We start from the raw sequence: 23,291 nt of genomic DNA, 5'->3' as shown, positions 1-23,291 counted from the left end.
ATTAGAAATGAGCATTTACGACATTCAGGTTGCTCTAGAAGATGGTACTGAATATGGCTTAGATCGTTATAAGGGCAAGGCAATGCTAATTGTTAATACTGCTTCAAAATGTGGTTTTACACCCCAGTTTGAAGAATTAGAAGGTCTATATAAAAAATATGAAGGTCAAGGTCTTGTGGTTCTTGGCTTCCCATCAAATCAGTTTAAGCAAGAGGTAGCAACCGCTGAGGAAGCGGCATCGCAATGTCGTTTGACATATGGGGTGACGTTCCCGATGCATGAAATAGTAAAGGTAAATGGTAAAGATGCACACCCTATTTTTGAGCATTTGACATCCCATTCAAAAGGTTTTCTCGGCAACAGTATAAAGTGGAATTTCACAAAATTCCTTGTGAATCGTAATGGTGAAGTTGTTGGACGTTATGGATCAGCCGATAAGCCAAGTAGCTTTGAGGATGATATTAATAAAGTATTAGCATAATAAGGGTAGAGGATTCACGCACATTTTATGTGTGTGAATCCTTTTTTTGCTCTTTGGCAGGTGGAGATGTTGATAAAATTCAAAAGTTGGGGTTATTTTGTTAAAACGTATGTCATGTGGATAGGTTGATTGGAGTGGAGACTGGGCGACTCCTTGGGGATTAGCAATAGAGGAACGGAGGCTAAAACCATCACGTCCTGTGATTAGCCTTCGTGACCAACATCGTGTTGGCCCAAGCGGCTCATCGGACGCCCCCAGGAAGCTATGCTCTGTGCGAAAGCGTAGCGTCAGCTACAAAGCGCCCAGTCGGAACGGAAAACAACCTCCTCATTTTGATGACGATTTAAGGTTGTTGTAAGCTTGCGACAATTTTGTTGTAAGTTTGGGGTCGTATACTAAAGTCAGAAAGAAGAGGTGAGCGTTTATGACGCCATTATTAAAGGTACAAAATGTAGAAAAGACTTACGGCAAAGGCGCAAATACATTTACAGCGCTATCGAATATATCATTTGAAGTAGAAAAAGGAGAGTTTGTTGGTGTAATGGGGCCTTCAGGGGCTGGGAAATCGACGCTACTAAATGTGTTAGCGACAATTGATACACCAACGACTGGTGAAATCATTATTGGTGATACAAACTTAGCGCGCATGAAAGATGCAGAGTTAGCAGATTTTCGTCGCGACAATCTAGGTTTTATCTTCCAAGACTATAATCTACTCGATTCTTTAACAGTTCGTGAAAATATCGTACTGCCACTTGCGATTGCAAAAGTGCCAACAAAGGCAATTAACGCAAAGGTAGAACGCATAGCTACACTGTTTGGAATTAAAGAGTTACTCGATAAATACCCATATCAAATTTCAGGTGGTCAAAAGCAACGTACAGCATCATCACGTGCATTAGTTACAGAACCGAAATTAATTTTTGCGGATGAGCCTACAGGTGCTCTTGATTCAAAATCAGCAACAGACTTGCTTGAAAGCTTAAGTGATTTAAATAATTCTCAAGCGTCCACTATTATGATGGTTACGCATGATGCATTCGCAGCAAGCTTTTGCCAGCGCATTCTATTTATTCAGGATGGACAGCTTTCTAAGGAGATTCATCGTGGTACTCAAACAAGAAAGCAATTCTTCCAAGAGATTTTACAGGTGCTTGCTGGCATCGGAGGTGGAGTAAATGACGTTATTTAGTTTAGCGCGTAAAAATATTCAACGCAATTTGTCGAACTACTTTTTATATATCGCCTCAATGGTTTTTAGTATCGTCATCTACTTTACGTTTGTGACATTAAAATATAATGATGATATTTTAGCCTCACAACAATTTTCACGGCAAATTAAAGGATTGATGAGTGGATCATCTGTTGTGTTATTATTCTTTATCGTCATCTTTATGGCTTATTCCAATTCGTTTTTTATGAAAAAACGAAAAAAGGAAGTAGCACTTTACTCGCTATTAGGTGTGCGTAAGCAGAAAATTGGCTTAATGCTCTTTTTTGAGAATTTAGTAATCGGTTTTGTTTCTCTAGTATTAGGAATTGTACTTGGATTCTTTATGTCACAAGGTTTATTAATGATTTTAGTACGTTTAATGGGCTTTGAGGTTGTAGGAAGTTTAACATTTTCCACTGAGGCTCTAATAAATACAGCAGGAATTTTTGCGCTACTATTTTTATTTACATCTTTACAAGGCTATCGTGTCATCTATCAATTTAAATTGATTGATCTGTTTCATGCTGAGAAGCAAGGAGAGAAAATTCCACGTGCATCATTTATAGCAGCTATTCTTGGGACAGCGCTACTTGCATTTGGTTATTATACAGCGTCTGCAGATATCTTTACGAGTGAAATTTGGAGATTCTTCACAATTCTAGGTACTCCACTAATGGTTATAGGTATGACAATTGCAGGGACATATTTATTATTCCATAGTGTGAGCGTGTTTGTGTTAACGGCGTTGAAAAAAGCAACTTCTTGGTCATGGAAAGGCTTGAATTTAATTGGTGTATCACAATTATTGTACCGTATTCGAGCAAATGCTAAATCTCTTTCAATCATCGCTATTTTAAGTGCGACAACGATCACAGCAGGTGGCGGCGTATTCGGGATGTACTACAATGCGGAGGCTAGTGTACGTCAAATGCTACCTAACACATTTATGTGGAAGGGTGATACGGTAAAATTTTCTCAAGAAGATGTTTTGTACAACGAATCGCTTTCTGTGAAAAATTTACGTGTGGATAATGAATTTTCGTATTTTGAATATACATTATTAAAGGAATCCGACTATAATCGTTTAGTAAAATTGCAGGGGAAAGATGAAGAACAACTACACATAGCAAATGGTTCAACAGTTTTACTTGATGCAAGCTTCGATGAACGTTTTTCACATGATTTTACGGGTGAAGAATTTAAATTGGAGAACGGGGAATCATTCCATGTTGATAAAATGTATACAGAGAGTGTATTAAACTATATTGGAGCTGGTACAGTCCTCGTTGTTAATGATAAAGTGTTCTCTGCAACAACTGCAGAAGATGTTAAAATGCAGGTAGTTGGTATGGATAATGACTTGAAGCAACAGGCTATTTCAAAGGAAATTTACAATCAACTATCTACTGAACAGCAGGAAGGGTTTTCAAGTGTTCCACAAAGTTATGAGGCTGGTTTAGCTACTGTAGGATCACTATTATTTGTAGGAAGCTTTTTAGGATTAGTATTTTTAGCAGCGACAGGAAGTATTATTTACTTCAAAGTTTTAACCGAGGCAGAGGAAGATCAGCCTAAATATGCAATTTTAAATAAAATCGGTGTTAACAAAAAACAAATATTAAAAACAGTTGCAGGGCAGGTTGCCGTTATCTTTAGTGCACCACTCGTTGTCGGCATCGTCCATAGTGCATTTGCGCTACTAGCCTTTTCACAGCTATTTAGTATGGATATAACTAAACCAGTAATACTGTGGATGATTGCGTACTCAGCAATTTACGGCATATATTATATCTTTACAGTTCGTTCATTCTATAAAATTATTAGACAGGGGAATTAATATGAAAAAGGTTTTCTTAGGCATAGGAGCATTGTTCTTATTGTTCGTAGCAGGACTTATTGTTCTGATGACCGTTGATTTTAACCGTTTAAATAAAGAAGCATACTATGTTCATATCACAACTGATGGTGAAGTAAAAGAGTATAAGTTAGATAGTGGAGAAATTATGAAATCGTATTGGTACGAGATACCTGCTTATGATGAAAACGGTAAAGAGCAAACATTAAAGTTTTCAGCTCAGAAAAATTTGCGCCACGATGCATACATGAAGCTTTATGTAAAAAAAGAAACGGAAGTTACATCATATGATGAAGTAAAATTCCATGAGCTACCAGCAAAAGTACAGGAGCTAATGAAGAAATAAGAAGAAGGAGTAGTCCCTGGTGTCGGGCTACTCCTTTTTTCCTTCTTGTAATTGAATGCTGACAGTTGTACCTTGTTGTTCTTCAGAGGCAATAGTTACAGTTCCACCGTGCGCTTCAATAATATCTCTAGCAATAGCAGTACCTAACCCAGTACCATGTGTTTGCTCAGTATTTGTCCCTCGATAATAGCGCTCAAAAATATGTTCAAGATCTTCTTCAGCAATACCATTACCGTTATCAGAAATCGTAATAGAATGATCATCAACAATAACATTTACTAAAACATCAGAAGGATTATGAAGCAACGCATTGTGTAAAAAATTCATCACTGCTCGTCGCATAAAATGCTCATCAATGTGATGCTGGATAACATCGTTAGTTGCAGTAAATTCGATATTGGCCTGCTCATATTGCGGTGTATTGAGTGTATCAATAACGATTTCGCGAATAAATTGCACCATATTTACCTCGCTTAAGCTGAGCGGAAGCTGCTGATGTCTTAATCGCATAGTTAAATTTAAATCGTCCAGTAAATCTTGCATATGCAATGATTGTTTTTCGATAATCTGAGCATATTCTGTTTGTTCATAAGGAGTCGATTTTCCATCATTCAGTAGCTCCGCATAACCACGTATGGAGGCAAGAGGTGTTTTCATATCGTGTGAGACATTACTAATCCATTCCTCGCGCATCATCTCAAGTCGTTTGCGTTCCTGCTCGTGTGCAGCTAGTTCGCTGGATACCTCATTTAAATTCTCGAAAACAGGTTTGTACACTCCACCTGGCACTTTACTAGTCACATGCTCATGATTCTTTAAATGACGAATACGTTCAATCATTGCATGTAAAGGCTTAGTCAATGTTCGCCCGAAAAGCCAGCCAACAAGTGTAGCTACTAATAAATCAGCAATGACAATGAGCAAACCAAACTTACCAATAAACTGTAATACGGATGAGCCAGAAAAATGAGTGACATATCTAGTAACGCCACTTCCCTCGATGCCGATAAGATAACTAATACTTTCTTTACTTCCCACATATACGGTTGTATCCACATCGAATTCTTTATATTTATAAACTTGAATTAAATCAATCGGCGCATAGTGTGCAGGAGCTTCATTTGGAGCAAAATGGGCTTCAATGACCTGTCCATTATTATCAAGTAATTGAATCCAGGCATTTCGCTGATGTAATTGTTGAAGTCCATCCTTGTTAACTGCTGGCGTGCCATTATTTATATCAATATACTGCTGGAACTCGCGCACGAAGTTTTCCTCTGAATACGAAGTTGTATTATCGTATTTATTCACCTGTTGGAAAATGAAAAAACCAATTAAAATGGCTGTATTCAAGAAAATAACAATAATAACAATGGACAGCACAGACAGAAGGAATCTAGCTGTTAATTTCCATTTCATACTTGCTCCTCTTTTGGAATGACAAATTTATAGCCAAGCCCTTTTACAGTTGTAATGTACATAGGTTTTGATGCATCTTTTTCAACCTTTTCACGTAGACGTCGAATGTGCACCATGACGGTATTGTCTGAGCCGAAAAAGTCCTCTCCCCATACACGCTCAAACAGAGTCTCTTTACTTAAGATTCGATTAGGATTGTTCATAAAGCAAGCCATCAAGCCGATTTCCTTCGCCGTTAGCTCCAATAAAACGCCGTCCTTATGTACTTCCGTTTCATCCGCATTAAGCAAGAATGGACCAACTTGAATTGACTTCGAGGAAGTTACTGGTGCTGCTTCCTGCGTTTGATAACCAGCTCTGCGAAGCTGTGCCTTCACACGATAGGCAACCTCTTTAGGACTAAAAGGTTTCGTAATATAATCGTCGCCTCCGATCGCAAGTCCTAAAATTTTATCGATTTCCTCATTTTTCGCTGACATGAAAAGCACTGGCACATGCGATACTTCTCGAATACGTCGACATAAATCGTAGCCCTCACCATCAGGAAGCATTACATCAAGAAGTACAATATCGGGTTGTGCCTGTTGAAAGCTCGTCCAAGCTTCTTGAATGGAGCCAGCTGTATGAATTTGCTTATAACCTTCTTTTTGAAGGCTAACTTTTAGAAGGTTAGCTAAATCTGCCTCATCATCCACCACTAGAATAGTTGGTTCTTGCATTGTTCACACGTCCTTTCTTCTTTATTATTTTATCGTCATTAGAATTTTAAAAATAGTGTATAGCAAGCAGTGGTCATTATTATTTCTCAAAAAAGGTTCTTTATTAAAATGTGAGTTGATTTCCATTCCGACTAGGTGCTAGCTTGAGATTTTCCTGCCATTGAAGTTTTACTTTATGTGACTCATTATAAATGAAACTTGCTTTAAAAAGGAATTGAGACATTATTTGAAATAAAAAAAGAGCCATTATTCACGAGATGGCAGGGATTATATCGAGCTTTATGTAGAGTTTGATAAAACTGAAAATTCTGTTAAAACAAAAAGTGCTAGTATTATTAAATGATATTCATAAAGGGCTTCAAAAAATATTGTCTAACTAATTCGAGGGATAATAAAAGGGGATGAATTATTGGACAGGAAGCATTGGATACCGATGATTTTAGGAATCTTATTTGGAATATTGGTACTTCCTGGTATATTTAAATGGTTAGGGATACCAACATTTGATAAATTGCTCCATACAGTTCTTGGTCCACCCAATACACCCAATATTGTTTTAGCCGTCCTACTGACGATTACACTCATTTTCATAGTACTAAAACTGCCCAAACTTACAAAAAGATGAACGTTTATTACAACAAAAGTGTAGACTTTTACAATGCATTTGTACGAGTCTGTGCTTTTTTTATGTATAAATGGTTGAAAACACACAAATTAAACGGCATAATTTTCCATGTATTCGGTAACTAGATCCAATTCTCTTGAATGAAAATTGTGCATTTTTGTTCACTGAAAAAGAAGGATTTCAACGCTAATTTGAGTATTCAATACATACGATTAGTAACATATTCCTCGAAATGGGAGGAACTATCGAACTTGATGTCGAAATTAAGTTTTACAATCGACAATTCACTACAAAAATTTATATAAAGTGTTGATATCAAATTTAATTTCTTTCAGCAGGCTACAAACATCCGCTGAAAAGAAGTTAAAAGCCTCCGGACGCAATTATGCCGAGGCATAATTGATCAAGAACCTATATACATAAAATAAAAACTAGGAGCGTGACGAAAGAAATGACAAGCGAATTGCATGTGCTAGAGACAGAAGGAATGCAAAGTGAAGACTTTGTACAGCAGCCGCAAGCCGTCGAAACATTATTCGTAAATGAGTTCATAGATGGTATTTTAGATCCACAACAAAAAATGCTAGGACCTGTCAAAGACGGTGGAACAATTATTGCTAATACAACGCCAGGATGTTGGGGCCCGATGCTAACACCAACGATTCGTGGTGGGCATGAAGTAACAAAACCTGTATTTGTAGAAGGAGCAGAGGTAGGAGATGCCATTGTTATCAAGATTAAATCAATACAGGTAACATCAATAGCAACAGCATCTGGGCACGATGAGGCAATTTTGGATCGATTTATTGGGGATCCATTCGTATCAGTAAAATGTCCAGGCTGTGGCAAGCTTCATCCTAGTACAGTTGTCAAAGGGGTAGGTCGGGGGGCCATTCGCTGTTCGACATGCGATACAGAAACATCACCTTTTAACATGACGAATGGTTATACTATGGCGTTAGATCATAAAGGCAATATTGGTGTGACTGTTGGGCGAGAAGGGGCCCGCCGTATTGCACTTGATGCGAAAAATTATATGCGCACACCTGAAAATTCTGTGCAAAATCCTGTAGTTGCATTAGCACCAAGTGATTTAATTGGTGTTATGGCAAGAATGCGACCGTTTTTAGGGCAGCTTGGAACGACACCTTCAAAGGCGATGCCAGACTCCCATAATGCTGGAGATTTTGGCTCGTTTTTAATTGGTGCACCACATGAGTATGCATTTACGCAGGCTGAATTAGATACACACCGTACAGATGGACATATGGATATAAGCCGTGTTCGTGAGGGTGCAACAATTATTTGTCCAGTCAAGGTTCCGGGTGGCGGTGTGTATATAGGTGATATGCACGCAATGCAAGGGGATGGAGAAATTGCAGGACATACAACGGATGTTGCTGGTATTGTTCAACTTCAGGTAAGTGTAATGAAAAAAGTAGCTTTAGATGGCCCTGTTTTATTGCCAAATACAGAGGATTTACCTTATACGGCTAAACCTTTTACAAAGGAAGAAAAACGTCGTGCACGTGAGCTTGCGGAGGAATTTGGCGTTAAACAAGTGGAGGAAGCATTCCCTGTATCAATTGTTGGCTCTGGAACATCATTAAATGAGGCAACAACTAATGCTATAAGCCGTGCTGCAAGGCTTTTTGAGATGAGCGAGCCAGAAGTTATGAATCGAGCGACGATTACAGGATCGATTGAAATCGGCCGTCATCCGGGAGTTGTAACAGCAACCTTCCAAGTACCTAAAACAGTACTTAAAAAAGCGAAAATTTATAAGCCAGTGAAAAAACAATATGATTAAATGAATACCTAAAAGCCTGAAAAGAAAGCAAACTAGAACATTTCATAGTTTGCTTTTTTTGTGTCTTGGGCGAAAAACTACTGAACCTTTATATGGTAAAAGTAAGATGCTATTTGAAATTATGTCTAAAATTCGACATTTCGAAAATAATCAGTAGTTGTTATAATAAAACAAGCTTAGAAGATACAAATAATTCGACACGATTCTATAGAATTTTGGATAGAAAGAAAGGTGACTCATGGCAGATTTCGTACGTTTGCAGGACAAGGAAGAAAAAGCAAACCCTATTAAGACATACATATTCAAGATGAAAGGTGGGGGACATGCTCCTTCACGAACAAATTTTGCTGATGCCATAACAGGTGCATTCGGCGGATTAATATGTATTTCCGTATTGCTTTGGTTGACTAACTTTACAGGGGCGCCATGGCTAATGGCATCACTTGGTGGGAGCTGTGTACTCGTATTTGTCGTTTGGAATGCGCCATTGTCTCAACCTCGAAATATTATCGGAGGTCATTTAATTTCAGCTGTCATCGGCTTAATCATGTATTCACTATTGGGGACAAGCATTGTATCCATTAGCCTTGGTGTAGGTTTAACCATTTTTTTTATGGCCTTATTAGGAATCATTCATCCGCCAGCAGGAGCAAATCCGATTATTATTATTTTAGGAGGCTATGGATGGGGCTATCTAGTAATGCCCGTCCTTATTGGCGCTTTCATTATCGTAGTTTTTGGTCTTGTGATAAATAATCTACGAGAAACACGGAAGTATCCTTTGTTTTGGTGAGGAATAAATTTAAGCAAGTTGCGGAAAAATGCGTTCCAATGGGGCAGAAAAAAATCCATCAAAAATTTGATGGAAGAACTTTTTGCATCTGTCGCTACGCTTTCGATGCAGAAAAAATACGTCAAAAAACTTTGACGTAATGAAAACCTTTTTGCCCCTGCCACTACGCTTTCGGGGCAGAAAAAAATCCATCAAAAATTTGATGGAAGAGCTTTTGCATCTGTCGCTACGCTTTCGATGCAGAAAAAATACGTCAAAAAACTTTGACGTATTTTTTTGTAACTATTTTGCTGGTCGCCCGTCTACTGTTGTGAGAATGCTTTTTCTCGATTGTATTAGTGAATGATGCATAGCTTTTTAAGTTGTGCGTACTATCGCGCTAGCTTTGATTAGCGTAGGCAATGAGCCGTTTGTGACAATACAAATGGGCTACCAACTTATGAGTAATTGTCCAATGAGCTCATTTGCCGTTAGGCTTTAAAACAGCAAATTTAATTTTTACCCATCTATGAGGCAGTTGACCTTTATAGATGGCTTTTTTTATGCGTTGTAGTTAAAGTTGTCGATTTTACGCGAATAATTTTGTTGTCATTTCTTTTATGCATAACATAATTTCTTTAGCATATGTTGGATAAGATTTGTTATATTGAAGAAAGAGTGTTAAAACATTTAAGCGAGTATTTTACACGAATAGGGGAAGATTTTTGTTGGTTGAATTTGATGGGGGGCTCCAGTTGCATGCTGTTGGATTGTGATGAGCAGTTATTCATGACATATAAACAAAGTGGTGAAAAGGGTGCTGAGAAATTACTTTCAAAATGGTTAGAGGCAGAGATTGACTCACCGGCTGACCCGAAAATTCTAGGCACTGCACTGTCACCGGATTTATTTTTAGTGAATGAGGAAGCAGCGATGAATATTGCGTTTTCAACTGCACGAAAATATTGGGGTCGTGTAACCACAGATATGCAAACTTTTTTTAACAAGCATGGTTTAGATACTAAATTTGTTAATGAACGTCTCAATGCTTTTTTTTACACGCAAAAAGGCAAGGAGACCTTTTTTGAGCAGCTTTTCGCACAACATACAATGGACCTAGAACGATTAATCTGGCTAATTTTCGGGAAGCGGCTGCAAATTACATTGCCAGTTAACGAACTACAAACAATATTTTTATATAAATTTGAAAATGAATATTTCGTGCATATGATTTATAAAGAAGAGGCCCAATTTTGGCATTGGCTTTTCACGAAAAAAGTTTATTCACTTTTTATCCACAAACCATTAGAACAATTCACATTTATCCATGAAATGATGGGTCATATTGAACAATCTACAAAAGAAACTTGTGCACATGTGGATAACTTTGTGGATAATTATAGAGAAACGTTGGATAAGTGTATAACTTATGTGGATAACTATAATCCTACTTGCTTGGCAAAAAAGCAGTTACACCTTTACCAAATTGTAACGCATTATCGCTTATCAAAAGGGGATTATCGATGTGTTAAAGCTCTAATTACTTCCTTTGAAGCCGATTGGCGTTATTCGATGTATGCATTGACAGAGAAAGAAAAAGTTCTGATTGCATATCTTCTATTTCATATAGCACATCAGGGGCAGAATCATGAAACTGTTATTCACTACGGTGAGTATTTATTAGAAGATGAAAGACTTAGTAATTACGCGATAGAGATTTTGTTGGAATATAAGGACTTATTACCGAACCGTAAGCCAACACCTCCTGCCATTATTAAAAATTATGAACTAAATTTTTTAGAAAACTTGTATGCAGTATTGCTTGAGCATTATGTAAAAATGGAGCGTTACCAAGAGGGGCTCCTGCTTTTAAAGGAACATGTACTAGCATCCAATAAAAAAATACATGCCACTTTAGTACAGAACAACTATAGTAATGAGCAATTTATTGCGATTGAGGCGTCAGTTCAGCGGGATGTTGCGCTCCATGTGAATAATTCATTACAGCATATTGGCTTGTCTGTGGAAGAATGGCGCCAAAATTATCGACAACCAGAAACGCCTTGCCATTTGGTAGCACAGAGCGCATCCTTGCATATGCTTAATATTTTAAAAGTTTTATTTGTGACAGAGCAGTATGAGCTGTTTGAAAAATTAATGGAAATTTATAAAAAATATTTACTCATTGACGATCATTTCGAAAAGCTACGAGTTTTTATAAGTGCACGTTTAATAGAAATACAAAAAAGTGTCTAATGTGTTTTACAAGCATCATTAGACACTTTTTTTATTTCGAGTAGTTGACCTACGATATTATTCTAAAACCCCTTTGTCCTTTAAGTCCGCGATTTGCTCAACACTATAGCCAAGTAAAGTTAACACTTCTTCATTATGCTCCCCAAGCTTAGCACCGACATGCTTGTACTGCGGTTTAACGCCGTCAAATTTAAAAGCAGATGCAATTTGTTTTTGCGAAGTACCGTCGCTTTTGGGAATATCAACAATCATGTCACGTGCCTTGAGCTGAGGATGCTCGCATGCTTCAGGGAAAGTTAATACTGGTTCGACACACCCCTCGAAATTCTCGTTAAACACTTCAAGCCATTCTTCGTAAGTCTTTGATAAGAACGCATCATGAACAGCCTCTTTAAAGCGAATTTGTGTATAGTATGAATCATTAAAAGTATTATCAATGAGCTCAGGAATATCAAGTGCTTCACAGAGTAATCTGCGGAATTGAGGCTCAAGACTTCCTACTGAGAAAAATCGGCCATCTTTTGTTTTGTAAAAGTCATAGTAGCTGCCACCATTTAAAATTTCCTGCTCAGGCTGAGGCACACGACCAGCACCAATATAGGCAGACCCATACATAGCATTGAGCGAAAATACAGCATCGGTCATACTTATATCAATATATTGTCCTTCACCTGTTTTTTCCCGATGTAATGCAGCTGCAAGTACTCCAATTGCCGCATGCATCGTGCCTCCAGCAATATCAGCTAGCTGAATACCCATGGAGACAGGTTTTTTATCTTTATGGCGTGAATAATCAAGTATGCCAGCTAACGATAAATAGTTATTGTCATGTCCTGGCCGATTGCTATATGGTCCAGTTTGTCCATAGCCTGTAATAGCACAATAAATAACCTTAGGATTTACTTCTTTTAGAGCGTCATAGCCGATGCCGAGTCGTTGCATGACACCAGGTCGAAATCCTTCGATAATGATGTCGTACTCTTTCACGAGTGACTTAACAATTTCTATAGCTTCAGGCGATTTTAAATTTAATGTTAATGACTTTTTAGAACGATTTAAATGTTGATGAATATACGCCTCATGATCGTCGTCGTAAGGAGGCATAATACGTGTTAAATCTACGCGCTTTGATGATTCAACGTGAATAACCTCTGCGCCTAAATCAGCAAATATCATTGTCGCCATTGGTCCCGGTAGTAATGCAGAAAAATCGAGAATTTTTAACCCCTTTAAAATACCCAAATCTCCCAACCCCTTTTTGTGTAGGCTACATTGTATTCAAGAATGCATTGTAGCGCTTTTCTCATAATCCCCATTTTGTGAAAAGCATGTATCACACTGTATTAATACAGTGTGATGATAAATTATCAGTATTATAACAGAAGAATTAATGGCTTGACTATGTTAAATTTTATTATAAAATATTTAGTCAAAAAATTATATGTCAGAATAACAATAAAAGTAAAAAAATTCAGAATGTAGGATTGTCTTCGCTTCGGTGGGGGGATTTCGTTCAGATTGGTTAATCCGATCAACTTATAGAAGGGGACCGATTTTCTGTTTTATTTCAGTAAAGGTACAAAAAATCTCTATGCAATAGATGTTTGCATAGAGATTTTTGTGTATATTGGTCATCGTCAATAAGCTTCAACTATTCAAATTACTTAGAATAGAAGTTAACCGTATAATAGGGCGCACCGTTATCTTTAAAGCAGACACCAACAAATATATGTGTAAATTCTTTTCTTAAAATATTTATACGATGCCCTTTTGAATTCATCAGTGCCTCATGGGCAAATATACTATTTGGCTGACCGTGTGCTATATTTTCGCCATACCAATAGTGATTAACTCCACCAGTAGTGAGACGGTCATTGGAATGATTGCCTTTATGATCTTCATGACTAAAAAATTGATGTGTGATCATATTGCTACTATGCTGCCGAGCAATAGGATTACATCCTTTGTCATAAATGAGCGGTTGCAATCCTTCTATAACCCGCTCATGGTTAATAAGATCAACCATTAAATCTTCTAGTCCTGTTCGTAGCTCATTGGAAGGCTTACCATAATAACTACGTTTACTTAATTCTGTTTTGGTGTTAATCCAAATAATAGAACGGACAATATTGTTTTTGTGTATATCATAGAAGAAAGTAACATAGTGATTATCAATTAAATAGGTACCGTGTGTAGTATTGCCTTCACAATCATTGTAGTCGAGCAAAAAGCTTGTATTTTGATAGTGAATGTCTCTAAGCGGAAGACCATATTTTCTATTCACATCTATTCGATTAGTACCGATAGGAATACCAAAGGCGCTATGCCCAGTGAGTGTTTCATATCCTCCAACCTCATAAGAATTATGCTTTCCTACGAGGGAAAATGGGGAGTAGTCCTTCTCTACTCGATACCATTTCATTCTATATTCACTTTGAAAGCTGGGTAGTGACAAATTTTTTTGTGTATTTGTTATTTTTGTACGAGCTGACTTATTTGGATTGAGAGAAGTATTCGTCCGAAGGGCCATACTTAAACCAACCATTATTGGAGCTACTTTACGTAACAACATATTTAAACCCTCTTCTAATAATAAATTTATAATAAAAATCTATCAAAATAATAAAAGTTCTATAGATATAAAATACTATATTTTTGTCTCGTTAACGATGCTAAAATCCTGGAACTTTCCCTACTATATGGCTAATCATCAAAACGTGGGATTACGCTTCGCTTTCGCACAGATAAAACATTTGTTGCTGACGCTTCGCTGACGCGCAGAGCAAAGCTTCCAGGGGGCGTCCGATGAGCCTTCATTCCTCAGCGGCAATTGTTTTCTGTAGCGAAAGCAAAGCGACAGCTACAAAGCGCCCAGCTGGAACTGAATATGTACTCGCTCCAATCAGCCTATATACAAGGTAAATTTTCATTTCGAATTTTTTATGGTGAGACTACTATTTTATTTTTGTTATATGAGGGAATATAAAAGTACTATTTTTATAAATACTTTATTCTCAATATAAGATATTTTCTTAATTAAGGAATTTTTTTGTGCTTTAATAGAACCATAGAAGAAATTATAAACTAGGGGTAAAAGACAGATAATGAAATCAAAACAGATAAAGTTAAAGTATTTAATCATGGGTGTTGCCATGGCTGCTTTTTTCTTAACAGGTATTGGTAGCGTTTGGAGTGGTTACCGTATGAATGTTGCTTCGATTAAAGAAAATACGCTTGAAACGAATCGAGTATATTCACAGAAATTAGCAACAACCGCAAGTTCCTATCTTGAAGAATCTTTTCAGATTTTAGGGTATAGCGCCAGTACGATAAAGACGAAAATGCATGATAGCAATGCATTAATTCAGGAAACTGATCGTTTGAAAAAGCAAAATAACATGTTTAACTCTGTTCTTATCACAAATGCAAAAGGTTATGTATTATCTATTTCGCCACCATCTGAGGAAGTACAAGGTAAAGTATTAACATCAGTTGGAGCGAAAGAGGCTCTATCTAAAAGGGAACCGCTTGTCTCAAAGCCTTATAAAGGAATTACAGGGCGTCTCCTTATTTTTATCTCGTATCCTATATTTTCAGAGACAAATGAATATTTAGGAATGGTAGCTGGGTCAATTTATTTAAAGGAACGCAATGTTTTTAATGAATTACTCGGAGAGCATTATTATCATGATGGTTCATATGTGTACGTAGTTGATTCAGATGGGCGTGTTATCTATCATCAAAACCCAAGTCTCGTTAATGAAATTGCTATTGATAATAAAGTTGTTCAAGCAGTGGTATCTGGAAAAAGTGGGGCTCAGCAAGTAACAAATACTAAAGGGGTAGAAATGCTTGCTGGTTATAGCGCTGTACCTTTAACAGATTGGGGAGTAGTTGCTCAAAGACCGTTAAAGGTAGCATTAGCTCCTTCATTTGATAGAGTACAGGAAGTAGCTATAAAATCCATTCCGCTTATGCTAATTTCAATTATCATTGTCCTTTGGATGGCAGCACGTATTGCCAATCCTTTACAGCAATTAGCTACTTTAACAGAGGAGAGCATGGAATCGAAAAATGTAGAAGGCTTGAAATCTGTACGTAGTTGGTATTTTGAAGCGCACTTTCTAAAAAGTGCACTCATTCGGAGTTTAACATTTTTACAGGGCCAGGTGTCCTATTTTAAGGATCAATCTACAACAGATCCGTTAACAGGTGTAACTAATCGTCGCACAATGGATGCGATGCTAGCTGAGTGGCTTGAGAACGATTTGCCACATGCACTCATTTTGCTGGATTTAGATCATTTTAAAAGTGTGAATGATACTTATGGTCATGCGGTAGGTGATAAAGTTTTACAATTTTTGGCTCAAAATATGAAAGCAGTCGCTCGTGAGGGAGATGTTTGCTGTCGCTACGGTGGTGAGGAATTTGTGATGTTATTGCCAACTACTACAGCTGAGGAAGCGGCACAGGTGGCCGAGCAATTGCGCAATAATTTAGCACATACTATAAGTCCATGTGGTCGCCCTGTTACATTATCGGCTGGAGTTGCAGTATATCCACAAATGGCCGACACGACAGAAAAGTTAATTGAGGTAGCGGATGGTGTCCTGTATCTTGCTAAAGAAGCTGGACGTAATCGAGTCATGGTAGCAGAGCAAAAAAATAAATAAAAAATGTTTTGAAACAAGCATACTTTTCTAATTTTGGGGTACATGATTAATGCAGTGATCATTTGGGCAAGCTACTTTTAAGTCATCCCCCATACGACTTGTGAATCAAGTTCAAATGATACGTAACTCGGGACACATCTCTTGATCCGACTTGACAAGATGCAAGGTTATCCCCCTTTCCCTTATGACATCACAAGTACGACTAGATGTATGCCTATATATCGTTAAAGCCAAGTGAGCACCGATGCTCCTTGGTTTTTTTATATTAGGTGAAAATTAAGTAAAAGGTATTTGGGATAAAGTTAATTATTGATTAGCAGAGCAGTTTGGATGGCTGAGAGCGTAGTATCTAAATTGGTTTTTGATTCATCAAAAGGTTGGGACAAAATATGTCATTGAATAAGTTGATTGGAGTGGAGGCTGGGCGACTCCTCGGAGATCAGCGACTCATCGGACGCCCCCAGGAAGCTCTGCTCTGAGCGAAAGCGAAGCGACAGCAACAAATGTTTTATCTGCGCGAAAGCGAAGCGACAGCGGCAAATGTTTTATCTGCGCGAAAGCGAAGCGACAGCGGCAAATGTTTTATCTGTGCGAAAGCGAAGCGTCAGCAACAAAGCGCCAGTCGGAACGGAAATCAACCTCACGTTATGCTGCTGAGGAATTTTTTTGAGTTCTTAACCATTTTTTATTAACGATTTTCTTCTAGTATTTTAGAATTATCTATGAAGGTTCACTATCTACCTGTCGATATAAAGGGTATGTTGAAAATGATATTTTGAACGTATCAAATACATAGATGAAAGGAAGAGTGGGATGGATAAAACAAAAGTCCAAAAAGTGAACAAAGCACTTATAGCAACTGTTTTTGCTACTAGTGGGATTGCTGTTGTAGTACCACCACAAAATGCAGCTGCGGCTACTTCACCATTTACGGATATTAACCAATATTCAAGCCATTACGATAATATTTTAAAATTATACTCTCAAGGTGCGATTAGTGGGTATGCAGATAAAACCTTTCGACCAAATCAAAATGTAACACGTGGTCAGGCAGCAAAAATGCTGGCAACTGTTTTAAAATTAGATTTAAAAAATGTACAAGATCCATATTTTAAAGATGTCCCAACAAGCAGTGAATACTACAAGTATATAGCTGCATTACAAAATGCAGGAATCATGGCCGGGTATTCAAACGGAACATTTATGCCTAATGAAGTGATTACACGTGGGCAATTAGCGAAAATTTTAGTGCTTGGCTTTAAATTTGAAGTAGCATCTAATTACAACCATAGTTTCAAAGATGTAACTAGCCAAACAAGCAACGCTATCTATATTCAAACTTTAGTAGATTTAAAGATTACAGAAGGAACAACACCTGTCACTTTCTCACCATATAATGCGGTAACACGTGGACAAATTGCCTCCTTTATTGTGCGTTCACAAGAGAAGAAGGGCAACGCCACATCTTACAAAATTACAGGTGTTGAAGACGATAATGTCTTCATAAATGGTGAGCCTTACTCAGTACCGGAAAGTCTCTCGCATATTTTTAACGAAGATAATGCCCCAGTACTAAAAGGTGCGCTTATTGAAGGGGATCTTTCAGGCAAAACCATTCGCTCTGTTTCGAAGCTAACATTGAACGCTAGCGGGACAAGTTCAAGATTTTTAGAGTTTGATGGCAATCATGGATCCTTTGGTGCAACAATCGTTGTTAACGGGAACTATATTGAATTTTCAAATGTTACACTGACTGGAACAATGCTTGTCAATGAAACGGTACGTCCACCTTTACAATTAGGCGCTACCAACTATAAGCCATTATCGCTTGGCCGTATTGCAAGCACCAATACTGCATTTATCAACTGGTCTAATCCAGATAATCCAAATGATGAAGGCTCGTCTTCGTCCAATAACGGTCCGACAACAGATCTTCAAAATTGGACAGATCAGAATTCCGACAAGAATCCTGATAAAAACAAGCCATTTGAGAACTGGTCTAAAGATAAAGTGACGATGAAAAATGTTGAAAAACATATTGAATTTTATAACAGCACTGTATCACGCCTAGTCGTCTCTCAAAGCGGTACAAAAATCGAAACAAATATGAAGCTACCACGTGTAGACATTTTCGGGAATGTCCGTGAATTTGAGATTCAAGGAAATATTGGCACATTGAACCTTGATACAGAAACGAAACTAACAATTTACGGAGATGGCAATATTGACTGGATTAACTACAATAGCTATACAGATTTAGAACTGTATATAGATGGTCGCGTAGGTACTCTGTATGTTGATAATGTATATGGTTGGGTTGATCTTGGAGATTACACGTATGTTGACAAAGTTATTTTACCGAAGGGTGAAGGACCAAATAATATTTTCGACGACTTCCTAGAAGATAAAGACAATATTGGTACAATTACAGATCCAGACGGTAAACCAATCGATAAAGATGATCTTGAAAACCAAAAACCAGCTGATAAAACAAAGCCTTTAATCGACATTACGAACGTAACAGTTTTAAATGGTAGTGAGATACAAGTAGATTTCACTTCAGATAAAGTTGGAACTTACTACTATATCGTCCGTGAAAAAGGTTCCGATGCACCAACGAAAAAGGAAATGGTAAATCGTATTTCTACTGACAATGTGGCAAGTGGAACAGGCGCAGCAGTAAATGGTAAAAACACTTTCAAAATCACTAAATTAGGTGAGAAAAAAGAATATGTTGTTTATGTGATGGTTGTTGACGGGGCGAACAATGTCTCGGATATTAAATCACAATCATTCCAAATGAAAGATGGAACACCACCAGTTGTTAAATCTTTAACAGTAACACCTCTACGTGGTGGAAAACGTGCAGAGTTTACATTTACAGCGAGCGAACCAGGCGACTATTACTACTATGTGCGTAAAAAGACGACTGCAGCTGCTCCAACAACAGCAGATATTGTTGCTAAACCAACAGGTAAGGGCAAGGCGGTTGCAGGTAAACTTGGGATTACTGAAATGTTAACAGGTTTAGAGGCTGAAACAGAGTATGAACTTTATGTAGTGATGAAGGATGATTCGGGTAATTATTCGATAGACCCAGCTGCTTCGAAAGGCTTTAAGACAGGTGCACTTGATAATATCCCACCATATATTGTAGGTGGCGAGCTGTTTTTACTTGATGAAGTAAAAAATGAGTTTTATGTAACAGTGAGTGAGGAGTTAGATCCTGTTTCTTCTGAAAAAGTAGAGAACTATGAACTCACGGGTACAGGGATTGTCAATCAAGGCTTACAAAAACCAATTCGTCCAGAAAAAGTTGTCTATAATAAATCACAAAAAAGATTAATATTCACAATCCCTTCGTTAACAGGATTTGTAAATGGTGATAACTTAGTTGTAACTATTTCTCCAAATGTTAAAGACTTAGCTGATAATGGATTCGAAAATATTAATAATATTCCGCCTAATAGTGTTCCTAGAAATACGGCTGAATATATTCATAAAGACGGTGAATGGCCTTACTTAACAATTATAGGAGAACCTGCGATTAATGCGGCAAAAGATCAGACGCTTATTGAATTCAATGCATCAAAAGCAGGTACTTATCATTATTTGATTATGGAGTCAGACTTAAAGCTAACACGTGATGATCGTCTACGTTTAATTGAAGCTGTTCAATTGAATTCGAAAACATTTAAAGTTGGTACAGAGGATGTAGCTATTATCGGTAGTGGCGGTAATAAACCCGCTCAATTAGGAAAACAAAAGGTTACAGTTCCGCTTCCAAATACAACACCACCATTAGATCCATTTAAAAGCTATTCGATTTATATGGTGTTACGAGATCGTTCAGGAAATGTTTCTGATATTCAAACAAAACATGTTATTGATGACCAAACACCACCGAAAATTGAAAATACATCAATAAAAATAGCTGAGGGTGACAAGAAAGCTACATTTAAATTTATGTCAGACGAAGATGGAACCTATTACTATGTCCTTAGGAAAGCTGATGATACAACTATCCCAGTTCCAACTAGCGCTGAAGAGGTTATCGCTAGAGGAACAGCTAGTAATATGCGAAAAGATACAAATGAAATTAACCTTTCCTTATCAGAACATCAAGATTACGAGCTTTATGTAGCTGTAAAGGATCGCTATAATAACGCAACAATGCTACAGGTAGGTACAGAATCAAAAGTTTACACATTTGATGAAAAACAAAATAAACCAATAACCCTGACTCCTGGTGGAAATGGCACAGGTGTTATGGCATACAAATTCTTCTCAGATGGCACACCACCAAAGGTAGAAGATCCAATCTTTAAACGTATTGATGGTAAAACGTTTGAAGTAACATTTTCAGAGGCCGTTGATCTAAAGGATTCAGATTTTAAATTAGTAGAACCAGGTAAAGATACTGCTATTTCACCATCCTACGCATCGTGGGAGTGGGAAGATACTACAGGCAAAAAGGATTGGGAGCCACGTAAGCTAATTATCAAGTTTGCTAATGAAGTAATACAAAGCTTTGATCTTACTGTAAATGCTACAGTTAAAGATAAAGGTGGCTGGACATTTAGTAAACCTACAGCTTCTTACATCTACAGAACACTTACAACAAATATCGAAAGTGCGAAATTACAACCACCTATTTCAACGGATAGAGGGAAAAATATTTTAGCAACATTTGACTTTACCTTTGCTGATCCATCGGTTCAACCGGGGGAAGCGGCAAAATTCTACTATAAAGCATACAGTAAAACATATTCGCAGACAGTTATTGATGCAATTAAGCCAATAGAGGTAATTCAACCAGATACATCTGGCGCACTAATAAGCTTAAGTAGTGGTAATGGTCAAACAGAACTTTCAAAAGGACGTACTGAGAAACCTATTACACATCCAACAGTACCGTTTATCGAAGGGGATTATATCGTGATTGTAATTGTAGACAAATACGGTAACATGTATAAAGTTCAGGATAAGATAACAAAATAAAGAATAGTAATAAAGAAGGAACTTTCAACATTTTTTAGTTGATGGGTTTCTTCTTTTTTATCTAGTTGAGCAAGGTGAAAGCGTTTTCTTTCTCTTCCACTTCATTGCAGTCTATAAATAGAGAAGGGCAAGTATACTAATGAGAATATCCATAGAAAAAGGAATCAATATGCCTTTATTGAAGGTATTGATCCCTTTAAAAATGTTTCCTAAAACGGTTAACAACTACAGCACAGTATACCCACCATCCACAGTAAACACGCCTCCTGTAACAAAAGAAGAAGCCTCCGAAGCTAGGTATAACGCAATACTACCTAGTTCGTCTGGTGTTCCGGGTCTGCCCATAGGTGTAAGGCTCGTCCAAGTGTCAATCATGTCTCCATCTTGTTCAAAATACGACTTTGTCAGCTCTGTTTTCATGTATCCTGGAGCAATTTTATTCACTTTTATATAAATGCTTTACCCATTCCATTGCTAAACTCTTCGTAAGCATTTCACACCGGCTTTTGATGCGTTATAGGAAGCTTGAAATAGTGGGGTATACGCAATGATGCCAGACATAGAGGAGATATTCATGATAGACCCTCCTTTTTGCACAATCATTACTTTACTTGGTCATTATAATTTTGTAGTGCCTACTTAGCTTTCTGTTTTTCAATAAGAAATGGGGATAAAACATACAGTACCCAAAAGAGACGTCTCAAAATCAATTGAGATGTCTCTTTTCATGTTTAAAAGAAAATAAAATCCGTTATACCGCATTATTATCCGTCTATTGGTAGAGAAGTAGGACTAAAAAAATTAAGATAACTATATTTCTAAATGAGAAAAATTATCAAAAGGGAGATCTTAGATAAACATATTGAATAGTTTCTTTAATTTAAGAGTCATAGGCATTCATTAATGAAAGGGGAATAAAAATGAAAAATTTTTGGACATTTGTTATAACTGGAATGCTATTAATCGTTACAACTACGGGATTTGCCCGTATGGCTTACGGAATTGTATTACCTTTTATGCAGGAGGGGCTGTCATTAACTACATCACAGTCAGGTTTATTAGGTACGATGCTCTTTTTAGGTTATTTACTCACAGTAGGTCTGTCTGGGATGCTGACGATGCGTATTGGGGCGAAAAACGTGCTGTTGGTAGGTGGAGGCTTAGTTATTGCGGGTTTAGGAAGTCTTATATTTATCCCGAACTTTTGGTGGGCTGCTATAGCTTTATTTTTAGCTGGTGCTGGTAGTGCTCTCGTCTATACACCACTACTATCGATAGCAGTTAGCTCATTCCCAAAGAAGAGAGGGACGGTGATGGGGTTACTAATGAGTGGTGCGGGAGTGGGGATGTTATTGTCTGGATTAATCGTGCCCTTTATGCTTCAGCATTTTCCTGAGCTTGGCTGGCGAGGAGTGTGGTTAGTATTTGAAGTAATCACAATCATAGTCGTATTAGTGGCATTTTTTGTGATAAAGACACTACACTCGGCAGAAAAGAGTTCTGTACAAGAAAAAACTAAAGCCTGGAGAAGTAAAGAGCTATGCCTCATAGCTGGAATTTATTTTGCCGTTGGACTTGTTTATCTTATTCCGAATTTATATCAAACAAGCTATATGAGAGACATCGGGATTTCTAATGCAGTGGCCGGCTCAATTTATGCTGTTGCAGGGATCGTTTCTATTGGTGGTGCGCCATTATGGGGAATGCTAGCGGATAAGATAGGCGTAAAAAAAGCATTAATGGCAGCATTGCTTTTATCAATTATTGGAGATGTTTTTCCAATTCTATTTCCTGATATAGGAGGATTTATCATGTCTGCTATTATATGGGGATCGTCTCTTGGAGGTGTCCTTGTGCTCATTCAAATGAAGGCAAGCCAGGAGGTATCGGCAAAATATGTGGCATCGGCGATCGGCTTTATTTCTATCTTTTATGCAATCGGTCAAATGATTGGGCCTGGACTTGCAGGATGGCTTATAGAATATGCTGGGGGATATGTTACTGCTTATGGTTTTGGAGCTACTATCTTCTTTTTGTGTTTACTGCTATCAATGGCACTTACAACTAAAGAAGAATAGATAAATCGCAGTTCATTTGCTATACTTTGGTTATAATTGATAA

14 protein-coding genes and 1 pseudogene are annotated in these 23,291 nt (G+C 37.5%); 10 read left to right on the top strand and 5 right to left on the bottom strand.

The annotated features are described in order from the left end of the window. The first annotated feature begins 7 nt into the window (after nucleotides 1-7). The 4 genes from ACFVT8_RS21450 (at nucleotide 8) to ACFVT8_RS21435 (ending at nucleotide 3,895) form a co-directional block, all read left to right on the top strand. A complete protein-coding gene (locus tag ACFVT8_RS21450) occupies nucleotides 8-481 on the top strand; it encodes a glutathione peroxidase (protein ID WP_387085420.1) in 474 nt (157 codons plus the stop codon). Nucleotides 482-905: 424 nt separating this feature from the next. Beyond that, nucleotides 906-1,673 carry an ABC transporter ATP-binding protein gene (locus tag ACFVT8_RS21445; RefSeq protein WP_132363565.1) on the top strand — a complete coding sequence of 256 codons (768 nt, stop codon included), beginning with the start codon at nucleotides 906-908 and terminating at the stop codon, nucleotides 1,671-1,673. Continuing rightward, nucleotides 1,660-3,531, top strand: coding sequence for an ABC transporter permease (locus ACFVT8_RS21440; protein ID WP_387085423.1), 1,872 nt, complete (start codon nucleotides 1,660-1,662; stop codon nucleotides 3,529-3,531). The genes ACFVT8_RS21445 and ACFVT8_RS21440 overlap by 14 nt, the downstream gene beginning before the upstream one ends. A gap of 1 nt (nucleotide 3,532) precedes the next feature. Further along, entirely contained in the window at nucleotides 3,533-3,895 is a 363-nt protein-coding gene (locus ACFVT8_RS21435; RefSeq protein ID WP_387085426.1) for a YxeA family protein, read from the top strand. A gap of 27 nt (nucleotides 3,896-3,922) precedes the next feature. On the opposite strand, the gene ACFVT8_RS21430 is transcribed toward ACFVT8_RS21435, so the two are convergent. Both ACFVT8_RS21430 and ACFVT8_RS21425 read right to left on the bottom strand, forming a co-directional pair. Further along, nucleotides 3,923-5,314 (bottom strand): sensor histidine kinase, encoded by a 1,392-nt coding sequence (locus tag ACFVT8_RS21430; RefSeq protein WP_387085429.1) that lies wholly within the window; start codon nucleotides 5,312-5,314, stop codon nucleotides 3,923-3,925. After that, the gene (locus tag ACFVT8_RS21425; protein ID WP_387085432.1) at nucleotides 5,311-6,033 is read right to left on the bottom strand and encodes a response regulator transcription factor; all 723 of its coding nucleotides are present in this window, start codon (nucleotides 6,031-6,033) and stop codon (nucleotides 5,311-5,313) included. Before ACFVT8_RS21425 ends, ACFVT8_RS21430 begins: the two co-directional genes overlap by 4 nt. Before the next feature lie 1,076 nt (nucleotides 6,034-7,109). Here ACFVT8_RS21425 and ACFVT8_RS21420 point away from each other — a divergent pair. From ACFVT8_RS21420 to ACFVT8_RS21410, 3 genes are all read left to right on the top strand, one after another. Then, complete coding sequence (locus tag ACFVT8_RS21420) at nucleotides 7,110-8,468, top strand: acetamidase/formamidase family protein (RefSeq protein WP_387085435.1); 1,359 nt, start codon at nucleotides 7,110-7,112, stop codon at nucleotides 8,466-8,468. Nucleotides 8,469-8,706: 238 nt separating this feature from the next. Continuing rightward, nucleotides 8,707-9,261: an HPP family protein gene (locus ACFVT8_RS21415; RefSeq protein ID WP_387085438.1), complete on the top strand. Its 555-nt coding sequence runs from the start codon at nucleotides 8,707-8,709 to the stop codon at nucleotides 9,259-9,261. Nucleotides 9,262-9,999: 738 nt separating this feature from the next. Further along, on the top strand, nucleotides 10,000-11,496 hold the full coding sequence (locus ACFVT8_RS21410) for a hypothetical protein (protein ID WP_387085441.1): 1,497 nt from the start codon (nucleotides 10,000-10,002) through the stop codon (nucleotides 11,494-11,496). 57 nt (nucleotides 11,497-11,553) lie between these two features. Here the strand turns inward: ACFVT8_RS21410 and ACFVT8_RS21405 are convergent, their stop codons facing one another. Together ACFVT8_RS21405 and ACFVT8_RS21400 are read right to left on the bottom strand one after the other, a co-directional pair. Continuing rightward, nucleotides 11,554-12,738, bottom strand: a complete 1,185-nt coding sequence (locus tag ACFVT8_RS21405) for a CaiB/BaiF CoA transferase family protein (protein WP_387085444.1) — start codon at nucleotides 12,736-12,738, stop codon at nucleotides 11,554-11,556. Between the two features lie 418 nt (nucleotides 12,739-13,156). After that, entirely contained in the window at nucleotides 13,157-14,068 is a 912-nt protein-coding gene (locus ACFVT8_RS21400; protein WP_387085447.1) for a CAP domain-containing protein, read from the bottom strand. A gap of 532 nt (nucleotides 14,069-14,600) precedes the next feature. Between ACFVT8_RS21400 and ACFVT8_RS21395 the strand changes: the two genes are divergently transcribed. Together ACFVT8_RS21395 and ACFVT8_RS21390 are read left to right on the top strand one after the other, a co-directional pair. Beyond that, on the top strand, nucleotides 14,601-16,169 hold the full coding sequence (locus ACFVT8_RS21395; protein ID WP_387085450.1) for a sensor domain-containing diguanylate cyclase: 1,569 nt from the start codon (nucleotides 14,601-14,603) through the stop codon (nucleotides 16,167-16,169). Between the two features lie 813 nt (nucleotides 16,170-16,982). Next, the gene (locus ACFVT8_RS21390) at nucleotides 16,983-21,170 is read left to right on the top strand and encodes an S-layer homology domain-containing protein (protein ID WP_387085453.1); all 4,188 of its coding nucleotides are present in this window, start codon (nucleotides 16,983-16,985) and stop codon (nucleotides 21,168-21,170) included. Nucleotides 21,171-21,395: 225 nt separating this feature from the next. Here ACFVT8_RS21390 and ACFVT8_RS21385 read toward each other — a convergent pair. Next, nucleotides 21,396-21,773 (bottom strand): annotated as a pseudogene (locus ACFVT8_RS21385) (SDR family NAD(P)-dependent oxidoreductase); the annotation flags it as partial. 311 nt (nucleotides 21,774-22,084) lie between these two features. On the opposite strand from ACFVT8_RS21385, the gene ACFVT8_RS21380 reads away from it, so the two are divergent. Beyond that, nucleotides 22,085-23,248, top strand: coding sequence for an MFS transporter (locus ACFVT8_RS21380; protein WP_387085521.1), 1,164 nt, complete (start codon nucleotides 22,085-22,087; stop codon nucleotides 23,246-23,248). Nucleotides 23,249-23,291 lie beyond the last annotated feature (43 nt).

It is taken from the genome of Lysinibacillus sp. NPDC058147 (assembly GCF_042884205.1).
In the GTDB taxonomy this organism is placed as follows: Bacteria; Bacillota; Bacilli; order Bacillales_A; family Planococcaceae; genus Lysinibacillus.
The sequence above is the reverse complement of the archived record's forward strand: the minus strand, read 5'-3'. Positions and strand labels throughout refer to the sequence as shown.